The organism is Ferriphaselus amnicola (assembly GCF_000974685.2).
GTDB classification, from domain to species: domain Bacteria; phylum Pseudomonadota; class Gammaproteobacteria; order Burkholderiales; family Gallionellaceae; genus Ferriphaselus; species Ferriphaselus amnicola.
In genome coordinates this window covers 226327-238291 of the sequence record NZ_AP018738.1, presented here as the reverse complement: position 1 = coordinate 238291, position 11965 = coordinate 226327, and the positions used below count along the sequence as shown (strand labels likewise).

The window sequence follows — 11965 nt, the reverse complement described above, 5'->3', positions numbered from 1 at the left end:
TTAGCCATCCCCAACCTACTTAACTACAGGCTACGTTTGAGTAAACTCTCCAGAGCTGTTTTGAGCGGCGACTCAGTCAACGATTCCGCCAGCGAACGCACCTCTTGCTGACCGTGACTACCCAGTGCGGAAACCATCTTGCGGCGCGGCGCGGCGTAGCCACCGACTTGCACGCGCACCCATACTTCGCGGATCGGGCAACCCTTGCTTTGGAACGACTCCAAAATTGTTGGCACGAGCTGGCGCAACTTGGCGGCGACCGTGCCGTTGTCAGCCAGTAGTTGCAAACGGCCTTTATCCACTTGCCCCACACGGCAACTCATCAGCAGCGACTTGGGCGCGACTTGTTCGAACAGGCTTTGCCATTGCTGCAACTCGCGGGCGTGTTCGAGCAAGGGTCGCAGCTCTGGGTTGTCGCTAAGGTAGGCAGTCAATTGTTTCGACATGGGGTTAGGGTGATAGTGAGTCGGTCTGTATGGTAATATGCCGCGCCTTTTGGCAGAAGCATTTGTCATTCCCATAGAAGAAGAAACATGATTTCCAAATTGCTGAAAAGTGTCTTCGGTAGTCGTAACGACCGCCTCCTCAAACAGTACCGCAAGTCGGTGCAGGCTATCAATGCGCTCGAAGCGCAAATGTCCGCACTGAGCGACGATGAATTGCGCGGCAAGACCGCAGCTTTCAAAGCGCGCGCCGCTGCGGGTGAATCGCTGGATGCACTGTTGCCGGAAGCCTTCGCCGTCGTGCGTGAAGGTGGTAAGCGCGTGTACGGGATGCGCCATTATGACGTGCAACTGATTGGCGGCATGTCACTGCATCAAGGCAAGATCGCCGAAATGCGCACAGGTGAGGGCAAGACGCTGATGGCGACGCTGCCCGCCTACCTGAACGCGCTTTCCGGCAACGGCGTACACGTGGTGACGGTGAACGACTACTTAGCCGCACGCGATGCCGAGTGGATGGGCAAGCTGTATCAATTCCTCGGACTGTCTGTCGGCGTGATCTTGTCGCAAATGCCACACGACCAAAAGCAATCCGCTTACGCCGCCGACATCACCTACGGCACCAATAACGAGTTCGGCTTCGACTATCTGCGCGACAATATGGCGACGCAGGCCAACGAACGCTATCAGCGCAAACTGAATTTCGCCATCGTCGATGAAGTGGACTCCATTCTGATCGACGAGGCGCGCACGCCGCTCATCATCTCCGGCCAAGCCGAAGACAGCGTCGAGATCTACAACCGCATGAACGTGCTGGTGCCCAATCTGAAGCGTCAGCAAGAAGAAGACGGCCCTGGCGATTTCAGCGTGGACGAGAAAAATCACCAAATCCTGCTGACCGAATCCGGCCACGAGCACGCCGAGCAGATGTTGGCAGAAGCAGGCCTGTTGCCGCCCGGCGGCAGCTTGTACGATCCAGCCAACATCACGCTGATCCACCATCTGTACGCCGCACTGCGCGCGCATAACCTGTTCTTCCTCGATCAGCATTACGTGGTGCAGAACGATGAAGTAGTGATCGTCGATGAATTCACCGGACGCTTGATGGCGGGTCGCCGCTGGTCGGACGGCCTGCATCAGGCCGTGGAAGCCAAGGAAGGCGTAGTCATCCAGAAGGAAAACCAGACGCTCGCTTCGATCACCTTCCAGAACTACTTCCGCATGTACGCCAAACTAGGCGGCATGACCGGCACGGCGGATACCGAGGCTTACGAATTCCAAACGATTTATGGCTTGGAAACCGTCATCATCCCGCCGCATCGCCCCACCGTGCGTAAGGACATGATGGACAAGGTCTATCTGACTGCGCCGGAAAAATATCGCGCAGTGGTCGAAGACATCAAGGACTGCTACCAGCGCGGCCAGCCGGTGCTGGTCGGCACGACCTCGATCGAGAATTCCGAGCTGATCTCGGAGCTGCTGAAGAAGGACGGGCTGCCACACCAAGTGCTGAACGCCAAGCAGCACGCCCGCGAAGCCGAGATCGTGGCGCAAGCCGGTCGCCCCAAGATGGTCACTATCGCCACCAACATGGCCGGTCGCGGTACCGACATCGTGCTGGGTGGCAACGTCGAGAAACAGACCGAACACCTGCATGCCGATACCTCGCTGGACGATGCGACGCGTAACCAGCGCATCGAATTGCTGAAATCAGAATGGCAATCGCTGCACGAGCAAGTTCTAGCAGCGGGCGGCCTGCACATCATCGGCACCGAGCGTCACGAATCGCGCCGCGTGGATAATCAGTTGCGTGGTCGCGCTGGTCGCCAAGGCGATGCTGGTTCCAGCCGCTTCTACTTGTCGCTGGAAGATCCACTGTTGCGCATCTTCGCCTCCGACCGCGTTGCGGCGATCATGAACAAGTTCAAGCTGCCCGAAGGCGAAGCCATCGAACACACTTGGGTGACGCGCGCGATCGAGAACGCACAACGCAAGGTGGAAGCGCGCAACTTCGACATGCGCAAGCAGATCCTCGAATACGACGATGTCGCCAACGACCAGCGCAAGGTGATCTACCAGCAGCGCAACGAGTTGCTGGAAAGCGGCGACATCTCCGAGACCATCATCGCCATGAGCCGCGATGTGTTGAACGACATCATCAGCGAGTTCATCACGCCGGGCAGCATGGAGGAACAGTGGAACGTGGCTGGGCTGGAAAAGGAACTGAAGGCGCGTTTCCTGCTCGACCTGCCGCTGCAACACTGGCTGGACGAAGACAAAGCGCTGGACGAACACAAACTGCGTGAGCGCATCGAACAAACCGCGCTGGATGCCTACCAGATCAAGGTCGGCATCGTCGGTGCCGAACTGATGCACCACTACGAGCGCGTAGTCATGCTGCAAAGTCTGGACACGCATTGGCGTGAGCATTTGGCGGCGTTGGATCATTTGCGTCAGGGTATCCATCTGCGCGGCTATGCGCAAAAGAATCCCAAGCAGGAATACAAGCGCGAGGCGTTCGAGCTGTTTTCGCACATGCTGGAAAGCATCAAACGCGAAGTCACGCAGCTATTGTTGACCGTGGAGATACGCAACGAAGCCCAAGTAGAAGAGGTCGAAGCGACTCCCGCTGTAGAAAATGTACAGTATCATCACGCCGACTACGACGAGGCACTTGGGCAGCCGGCAGCAGAAGATGAGCATCACCCCTTCGTGCGCGAAGACCAGAAGATCGGTCGCAATGATCCCTGCCCTTGCGGTTCGGGCAAGAAATACAAGCAATGTCACGGCAAATTGAGTTAATTCCACTGGAGAAACAGTATGACCACTGATGAACTGATCCTGCAAACTTTGCATCACACCACGCTGACCGAAGAGCTGCGCGATTCCGAGATCGAGGTATTGGCAGGTGTCGTCACCCTGCAACGCTACAAGGCCGGCGAAGTCATCATCGAGCCGGGGCGCAATCCGCTGGCCGAGTCACTGATGATTCTGGCTGAGGGCGAAGCTGAAATTCAGGCCACCGTGAACAACGAGCCCATGACACTGCAACTGAACAAGCAAGGCGATCTGGCCAGCATCATCGGCTTCGTCGGCGGCAAGGGTACCAACATCAACGCCCGCGTCGAGGTCAAGCAGGATGGCGCTGTGCTGCTGCTGGAGCGTTCCAAACTGGAATCGCTCCTCGACAAGCATCCAGCCATCGTCTATTACGTAATGCGCGGCTTAGTACGTTACATGCACGGCGTGGCGCGTCGCAAGACGGCTGAAACCGAAGAGATGAGCAACTATTTCTACAAGATGCACGGACGTTACTAGGAGTCATATCGATGCCGGTCAATCTGACATCGCCCGCCGCCGCTGATCTGTTGCCAGTCAGCGGCGTTTTGCTGGGCACTGCCGAAGCCAATATCAAACGCCCCAACCGCAAGGACTTGCTGATCATCCGTCTGGATGACGGTGCGACTGTTGCGGGCGTATTCACCACCAACCGCTTCTGCGCCGCACCGGTGACAGTCGCAAAAGACCACCTAGCGGCAGCTAAAGGTATCCGTGCACTGGTGGTCAACACCGGCAACGCCAATGCCGGCACGGGCGAACAAGGCATGGCCGCCGCGCTCACCACCTGCACTGAGGTCGCCAAACTAATGGCTTGCTCGCCAGAGCAAGTGCTGCCGTACTCCACTGGCGTCATTATGGAGCCGCTGCCGGTCGAGAAGATCGTCGCCGGGCTGCCGCAGGCCGTCGCCAATCTCACGGCTGACAACTGGCACAACGCCGCCCACGCCATCATGACCACCGACATCGTGGCCAAGGGCGCATCACGTCAAGTCGTCATCGGTGGCCAGACGGTCACCGTGACGGGTATCGCCAAAGGTTCCGGCATGATCCACCCCAATATGGCGACCATGTTGGGCTACATCGCCACCGATGCCGCCGTGCCGCAAGCATTGCTGCAAACGATGGTAAAAGCCGCCGCCGATGCTTCGTTCAACAGCATTACTGTCGATGGCGACACCTCCACCAATGACGCGCTGATGCTGATCGCCAGCGGTAAGAGCGGCGTAGCCATCACCGAAGAGAACTGTGCTGAACTGCAAGCCGCGATCAACGCCGTTGCCATCCACTTGGCGCAAGCCATTGTGCGCGACGGTGAAGGCGCGACCAAGTTCATGACCATCACCGTGGAAGGTGCGCGTGACGTGGCCGAGGCCAAGCAGATCGGCTACGCCGTGGCTCGCTCACCACTGGTCAAGACCGCCTTCTTCGCTTCCGATCCCAATCTAGGCCGCATCCTTGCCGCCATCGGCTACGCGGGCGTGAATGACCTCGACGTGACGCGCTTGAAGCTTTATCTCGACGATGTGCTCGTTGCCGAAAATGGTGGTCGCGCGGCGAGCTATCAGGAAGCAGACGGCGCGCGGGTGATGCAGCAGGAAGACATCACCGTCCGCGTCGTACTCGATCGTGGCGTTGCAACAGGAACCGTGTGGACCTGCGACTTCTCCTACGACTACGTGAAGATCAACGCCAGCTATCGGAGCTGATCTCCTTCAGCCCCAGCAGCCCAGCACAGCCCGCTTCATGCGGGCTGCGTCATTTGTAGCGCAAGCCATCTCCTCAAATATGCGATGACTATTCGCCAGCCGCGCCCTACAATACACGCCAAGTTTTCGCTTGTTGACCAACACAACGTCCATGTCTTCCGAAAACATACCCACCCACTTTTCTCGTCACCTCTGGCTGACGCTGCTTGCTTGCATCGTATTTTCGATCGGATTTGCGAAATACATCGCTGCTGAGAAAGCGATTGATCGCGCCAATGACTTACGCTTTCAGTCGCATGCGCTCGTCGATGAGTTGCGGCAATCCTCCGACGATCTGACGCGCATGGTGCGCAGCTACGTAGCAACGGGCAATCCGATCTACAAACAGCATTATCAAGAGATCCTAGATATACGCGACGGCAAGCGACCACGACCACTCAACTATCAAAACGTCTATTGGGATCTGGTGATGGCGGATGACCGTCGTCCCAGCGGATTCGGTCCATCGATCACGCTGCTAGACATGATGCGCAGCGTCAACTTCACTGGAGAAGAGTTCGCCAAGTTAGCCGAGGCCAAAACCAGTTCGGATGCACTCACCAAAATCGAGTTTGCCGCGATGCAACTGGTCGAGTCCACCTCTCCGATCACCGCCGCCAACCGCCTCAAGGCTACCGAGCTAGTGCAAGGGGTTAACTACCATCAAGCCAAGGCCGCGATCATGCGGCCGATCAGCGAAGCACATACGCTGATGGATATCCGCACCACGACAGCAGTTGAAGAAGCCGACTCTGTAGCACACACGATTCGAGTCATCTTGCTACTCTGCGGTGCATTGCTGTTCATCACCCTGTGGCGCACCTTCCGCGCCTTGAATGCCACACTGGGCGGCTCGGTCGATATGCTGCATAAGCATCTCGCTCATCTTGGCAGCGGTGATTTCTCAGCACCGATCCGAATCTCTCCCGGTTCTGAAAACAGTGTGCTGGCATGGGTGGCTGAAACTCAAACCAAGCTCAATCTGCTTGAACATGAGCGCACGCTGACGGAATCCAAGAACCGCCGACTGACTCAACTCTATGCTGCATTGAGTCAGTGTAATCAAGCCATCGTTCGCTGCACTACCCAAGAAGAGTTATTCCCACAGATCTGCCGAGATGCCGTCAACTTTGGCGGCATGAAAATGGCTTGGATCGGCTTGCTGGACCAAGCCGAGCAGCGAGTAAACCCTGCCGCGAGCTTCGGTGTAGGCAGCGAGTATGTCGATGGCATCCATATATCGGTTGATGCCGACTCACCAAGTGGACGCGGCCCAACTGGAACCGCCATCCGTGAAGATCGCCCCTCTTGGTGCCAAGATTTTCAGCACGATCCGCTCACCGCTCCTTGGCATGAGCGTGCCGCACCGTATGGCTGGCAAGCTTCTGCGTCGCTGCCCTTGCACTGCCAAGATATCGTGGTTGGCTCCTTCACTCTGTATGCAGGAGAGTTGGAGGCGTTCGATGAGGCCGCCCAGAACCTGCTGGTAGAGATGGCGCTGGACATCAGCTTTGCGCTGAATCGCTTTGCTGACACGAGAGAGCGGCTCCGCATCGAACATGCTTTGCGTGACAGTGAACAGGTAAGCCGCACCACCTTCAATCAAGCGGCCGTAGGCATTGCCCGTGTCGGGCTAGATGGCGCATGGCTGGAAGTCAATCAACGACTGTGCGACATCCTCGGCTACTCCAAAGACGAACTGATGCTACTCACGTTTCAGGACATCACGCACCCTGAAGACTTGGACATGGATATGAGCCAAGTGCGCGACATACTCAGTGGCAAGATCGAAACCTACAGCATGGAGAAGCGCTATTTCCACAAGTCAGGCGAAGCGATCTGGGCCAATCTGACCGTCACCTTAGTTCGAGAGCAAGACGGTAGCCCCAAATATTTCATCTCCGTCATTGAGGATATCAATCCACGAAAATTAGCCGAAAGTAAGCTGATCAAACTCTCCCTCGCAGTCGAGCAAAGTCCGAACACCATCGTCATCACCGACCTAGATGCCAACATCGAATACGTCAACGCCAATTTCACCAAGGTGACCGGCTACACCCTAGAAGAAGCCATCGGGCAGAATCCGCGCATCTTGCAATCGGGTCAAACCGCTCAGTCCACTTACGACGACTTGTGGGCTCATCTGACGCAGGGTGAAGTTTGGAGTGGTGAGCTCATCAACCGCCGCAAAGATGGGAGTGAATACGTCGAACTCGCAATGATCTCACCCGTGCGTCAAGCGAATGGGCAGGTCACCAACTATCTGGCGATCAAAGAAGACATCACTGACAAAAAGCTGGCTGAGGCACAGATACTACAACTGGCGCACTTCGATCAGCTCACTGGGCTACCGAATCGAAGTTTCCTGCAAGAGCGCTTCAAATATGCGTTTAGCTTGGCCGAGCGCAGTCACGAAAGTCTGGCCGTCCTATTCCTCGACCTCGATCACTTCAAAGATATTAACGATACGCTAGGGCACAGCATCGGCGATCAACTATTGAAGGAGGTCGCCAAACGACTTACAGCCTGTCTGCGCGAAGAAGATACGGTTTCGCGCCTAGGTGGAGACGAGTTCATTTTGGTGCTGCCAGGTGCAGATGCCAATGGCGCTGCACGCGTGGCGGGGAAGCTAATCGAGTCGGTTTCCCAACCATGCGAGATCGAGCAACACGAGTTGACCATCACACCGTCGATCGGCATCGCCATCTACCCGCATGACGGCGATGATTTCGAAACGCTGCTCAAAAATGCCGATACTGCGATGTACCGCGTCAAAGAAGCCACTCATAATGACTTCCGTTTCTTTACCACCGAGATGCAAGCTCACTCAGCCCGCACTCTGCAACTGGCGAATGCGCTACGTCACGCGCTATCGCGTAATGAGCTCTACCTGCTCTATCAGCCGCAAATATCCATGGATGGGCATGTGATCGGAGTCGAAGCGTTATTGCGCTGGCAACACCCGCAATTGGGGCTGATCTCACCCGCAGAATTCATCCCTGTCGCGGAGGACAGCGGTCAGATCATCCAGATCGGTGAGTGGGTGATGCGTACTGCGGCCAAGCAGCTCAAAGCATGGATGGACAGCGGCTTGCCGCCGATGATGGTAGCGGTCAACCTTTCCGCAGCGCAGTTCCGCCAATCCAATCTGGTGGAGCTCGTCACCAGCATCCTCGACGAAACCCAGCTGCCACCGAAGTTATTGGAGATAGAGCTGACTGAAGCCGTCGCCATGGACGATCCGCAAGCAGCCATCGCTGTGATGGACAAACTGCATGAGAACAACATCAAGATGTCCATCGACGACTTTGGCACCGGCTACTCTTCGCTCAACTACCTCAAGCGATTCAAGGTCTATAAGCTAAAGATCGACCAGTCTTTCATACGCGACATTCCTCAGGATGCGGAAGACAAGGCGATCGTCACCGCCATCATCAACATGGCCAGCAGCTTGGGTATGCACACCATTGCAGAAGGAGTTGAAACCGCCGACCAGCTTGCCTTCCTACGCCTGCAAGGTTGCAGCGAGGTGCAAGGCTATTACTTCAGCAAGCCGATACCCCCTGAGCAAATAACCCAATTCGTACGGAATTCGAATCGCAGCCTTGCGCAGTAGAGTCCGTCACGCCTCACCAATTTTCTTTACCTTTCCTTCGGAGTTTGTATGCGTTTCTGGTTGATGAAGTCTGAACCTACTGATGTCAGTATCGACGATCTCGCCGCCCTGCCTGAGCAGACGGTAGCGTGGTACGGCGTGCGCAACTATCAAGCGCGCAATTTCATGCGCGACCAGATGCAGATCGGCGATGGCGTGCTGTTTTATCATTCCAACTGCGCCGCACCCGGCATCGCCGGCATCGCCAAAGTCGCCAGCACGCCCTACCCAGACGCGACCCAGTTTGACCGCAACAGCAAATACTTCGATCCCAAAGCCACTCTCGAAACTCCGCGCTGGTTCAATGTCGATGTGCAACTGGTACAAAAGATCGAACTGGTCTCGCTCCCGGAGTTACGCGCCCATGCCGAGCTGGAACGTATGCGCACCTTGCAACGCGGCAATCGTCTATCCATCACCCCGCTCGATCCCTCCGAGTGGCGCTTTATCACCGAAAGACTGATTCGTTGATGGAGTGGCTGGCGGCGTATCTGGCAGTAGGTGCCGTCGCGGGATTCCTTGGCGGTATGTTCGGCATCGGTGGCGGCACGGTGATGGTGCCGTTCCTAGTCATCTTGTTCGATGCCCAGCATTTCTCCAACGACCATGTGTTACATCTGGCACTAGGCACCAGCATGGCTTGCATCCTCTTCACCGCCCTCGCCAGCCTGCGCAAACATCATCAGCATGGCGCAGTGAAGTGGCACGTGGTTCGCCAAATCACCCCCGGCATCTTTCTGGGTACGGCGCTGGGAGCGCTATCGGTGCTCAATATTTCACCACGCTTCCTGCTGGGCTTCTTCGCTTGCTTCGTCTATTTCGCTGCCATACAGATGCTGCTGAATCTACGTCCACATGCAGGGCGTGCGCTACCTGGCAGGCTGGGCATGAGCAGCATGGGCATCTTGACCGGTTGGCTGAGTAGTTTGGTATCCATCGGCGGTGGCACGCTAGTCGTCCCCTTTTTGCTGTGGTGCAACGTACCGCTGCGGCACGCCATCGGCACCGCGTCTGCCATCGGTCTGCCCATTGCTTTGGGCGGCAGCATCGGCTACGTCTTGACTGGCTTATCGGTCGATCCGGCCACGTTGCCTGCGCACACGCTGGGCTTCATCTTCTTGCCGGCCTTGCTCGGCTTGTCCACCGCCAGCGTGCTTACCGCCCCGTTGGGTGCCAAAGTTGCACATCGCTTGCCGATCGAGACCATGCGCAAGGTCTTCGCATTCGTGCTGCTCGCCTTGGCGACTAAAATGCTACTGAAGACGTTGGCGTAAAAAAGCCAGCGATGCGTCGCTGGCTGCTTGAAGTGCTACGAATCACTTCGCAGCGGGCGGGGTCACCGGTACATTCTTCAGGGTACCAAGATCGACATAACTGTCTCCGATACCGAATTTCAGTCCGAACCCACTCACCGGCAGATCAAACACCAGTGCAGTTCTGGCCATCGCACCGGGGGCAAACTCCTTCTTATCATAATTGGCGTGCAAGATCGTCAGCCCGCGCGACTCTTGATACAAACCACGCGCCTCGCTCAAGCCGCTGATGAAGTAGCGGCAACCGCCCGCTTCAGGATTTTGACAGCCTGCCGCAACACCGCTCGAAACGAACTGGAAGTTGTAATCCAGCACGGCCTGCGGGGCATCACTTGAATTCCTCAACTCAATGAACACCACCACCCACTCACCTACGCTGGCGGTCTGATCGCCTGCTCCGCGCGAAGCCAGCACCTTGCCTGGACGTGAGATGCCGATGATAGCAACGTCCAATCCGGGGACTCGAATCGCATCCTTGGTCTTGAGCGCAGTGTAAGGCTCGGTAATGACGGGAAGGGCAAGTCGGGCAGCGACCGCCGACTTGACCGCCACACTCGGGTCAACCCGAGTCTTCGCCCCCGACTTTGCAGCCTCGACATCGGCATCGGCCTGAGCTTTGGCATCAGCTGCCGCTTGTGCTCTAGCTTGAGCCTTGGCAATAGCATCACTAGCCGCCTTAGCTTCAAAGTCAGCTACGGCTTGCGCTGCTGTCGCGGCTCTTGCTTTGGCAACAGCCGCATCCTGAGCAGCAAGCTGCGCCTCTTCTGCCGCTTTAGCCGCAGCCTTGGCTTGAGATTCCGCCTTGGAGTTGGCTAACACGGCAGCCTCAGCCTGTGCCTCAGCCTCAGCCTTGGCCTTACTAGCCGTCGATGCGCGAGACTTAGCCACAGCATCTGCGTTGCGTGCATCTTCGCGGGCAGCAGCGATGGCGGCGTCGGTCTGCGAACTCACCCCCGAACCTGAACCGACATTATCCAGCGCTTCAGACGCTGCTTTCGCTTCAAGATCGGCGACGATCTTGGCAGCGTCGGCAGCCTTGACCTTAGCTTCAGCGGCATCACGAGCGGCAGTCTTGGCTTCCGCCCTAGCTTTAGCTGCTACATCGGCTTGATCTTCAGCCCTACCTTGAGCACGGTGAGCGCTTTTCGCCTTTTCGTCTGCGATAGACTGTAGCTCAGCAGCCGCCTTAGCCTTGAAATTGGCCGAACCTCGCGCCTTCTTGGCTTCAAATTCAATCTTCTCAAGAGACGGGGCCTCGTCCGACTTAGTTTCCACAGTCACAGCCTTGGTTTCCACTGGAGCTTGGACTTGCGCCTCTTGACTCTCAGCTGCCTCAGCATCAGCTTGGCGCTTCGCATCTCTGGCAGCTTTAGCCTCTGCCTTAGCCTGTGCATCTGACTGTTTTTTTGCATCACGGGCAGCCTTGGCATCGGCCTTAGCCTGCGCATCCGCCTGCTTCTTTGCTTCACGGGCAGCCTTAGCGTCGGCCTTAGCCTGCGCATCCGCCTGCTTCTTTGCTTCACGGGCAGCCTCAGCGTCGGCCTTAGCCTGCGCCTTGACGCTGCTACCCCCAGCTTCGTCTGGGGACGCCGGCTCTGCCGACTGTTCCGCTTTACTTGCTTCAGTGACATCTAACGCACCACTCACTTCCAGCGCTGGCTCAAGCTCCATGGTCGATTTTGCGTGACCTGATGCGCTCTTGGCTGAAGAGCTCCCACCAATCTGATCGCTGGTCTGAAGCTCTATCTTCGGCATCAAAGACTCAGATGCCATCGACAGAGCTGGCATCCCAGAAAGCAACGTCAACAGGAGCGCTGCTGGGTAATTTGGAGTGCGTTTAGACATTTATAGAATCCCTTTGGTGTCACACAAAATCATCTAGAAGTACAATTAATCTTATTTTTATATCTCATCAATCTATCATAGAATCAATAGATTGTGTAAGTTCAGTAGCCTCCCCTGACCACA

General features: G+C 56.7%; 8 protein-coding genes. 6 read left to right on the top strand and 2 right to left on the bottom strand.

The window, feature by feature from the left end; genetic code table 11:
• Positions 1-23: 23 nt before the first annotated feature.
• Entirely contained in the window at positions 24-446 is a 423-nt protein-coding gene (locus OYT1_RS01075; protein ID WP_062625742.1) for a DciA family protein, read from the bottom strand.
• Positions 447-533: 87 nt separating this feature from the next.
• On the opposite strand from OYT1_RS01075, the gene secA reads away from it, so the two are divergent.
• From secA to OYT1_RS01045, 6 genes are all read left to right on the top strand, one after another.
• Complete coding sequence (gene secA / locus OYT1_RS01070) at positions 534-3245, top strand: preprotein translocase subunit SecA (protein ID WP_062625743.1); 2712 nt, start codon at positions 534-536, stop codon at positions 3243-3245.
• An 18-nt stretch (positions 3246-3263) separates the two neighbouring features.
• Positions 3264-3761, top strand: a complete 498-nt coding sequence (locus OYT1_RS01065) for a Crp/Fnr family transcriptional regulator (RefSeq protein WP_062625744.1) — start codon at positions 3264-3266, stop codon at positions 3759-3761.
• Between the two features lie 11 nt (positions 3762-3772).
• Entirely contained in the window at positions 3773-4990 is a 1218-nt protein-coding gene (gene argJ / locus OYT1_RS01060; protein ID WP_062625745.1) for a bifunctional glutamate N-acetyltransferase/amino-acid acetyltransferase ArgJ, read from the top strand.
• A gap of 151 nt (positions 4991-5141) precedes the next feature.
• Complete coding sequence (locus OYT1_RS01055) at positions 5142-8645, top strand: bifunctional diguanylate cyclase/phosphodiesterase (protein ID WP_084611902.1); 3504 nt, start codon at positions 5142-5144, stop codon at positions 8643-8645.
• Positions 8646-8693: 48 nt separating this feature from the next.
• Positions 8694-9155 carry an EVE domain-containing protein gene (locus tag OYT1_RS01050; RefSeq protein WP_062625746.1) on the top strand — a complete coding sequence of 154 codons (462 nt, stop codon included), beginning with the start codon at positions 8694-8696 and terminating at the stop codon, positions 9153-9155.
• A complete protein-coding gene (locus OYT1_RS01045; protein ID WP_062625747.1) occupies positions 9155-9958 on the top strand; it encodes a sulfite exporter TauE/SafE family protein in 804 nt (267 codons plus the stop codon). The genes OYT1_RS01050 and OYT1_RS01045 overlap by 1 nt, the downstream gene beginning before the upstream one ends.
• A 42-nt stretch (positions 9959-10000) precedes the next feature.
• Here the strand turns inward: OYT1_RS01045 and OYT1_RS01040 are convergent, their stop codons facing one another.
• Positions 10001-11842 (bottom strand): hypothetical protein, encoded by a 1842-nt coding sequence (locus tag OYT1_RS01040; RefSeq protein WP_145983649.1) that lies wholly within the window; start codon positions 11840-11842, stop codon positions 10001-10003.
• Between the last annotated feature and the right edge of the window lie 123 nt (positions 11843-11965).

Excerpts from the sequence above, each read along its gene's own strand:
- OYT1_RS01075 (WP_062625742.1), bottom strand. The coding sequence starts at position 446 with ATGTCGAAACAATTGACTGCCTACCTTAGCGACAACCCAGAGCTGCGA.
- secA (WP_062625743.1), top strand. The coding sequence starts at position 534 with ATGATTTCCAAATTGCTGAAAAGTGTCTTCGGTAGTCGTAACGACCGC.
- OYT1_RS01065 (WP_062625744.1), top strand. The coding sequence starts at position 3,264 with ATGACCACTGATGAACTGATCCTGCAAACTTTGCATCACACCACGCTG.
- argJ (WP_062625745.1), top strand. The coding sequence starts at position 3,773 with ATGCCGGTCAATCTGACATCGCCCGCCGCCGCTGATCTGTTGCCAGTC.
- OYT1_RS01055 (WP_084611902.1), top strand. The coding sequence starts at position 5,142 with ATGTCTTCCGAAAACATACCCACCCACTTTTCTCGTCACCTCTGGCTG.
- OYT1_RS01050 (WP_062625746.1), top strand. The coding sequence starts at position 8,694 with ATGCGTTTCTGGTTGATGAAGTCTGAACCTACTGATGTCAGTATCGAC.
- OYT1_RS01045 (WP_062625747.1), top strand. The coding sequence starts at position 9,155 with ATGGAGTGGCTGGCGGCGTATCTGGCAGTAGGTGCCGTCGCGGGATTC.
- OYT1_RS01040 (WP_145983649.1), bottom strand. The coding sequence starts at position 11,842 with ATGTCTAAACGCACTCCAAATTACCCAGCAGCGCTCCTGTTGACGTTG.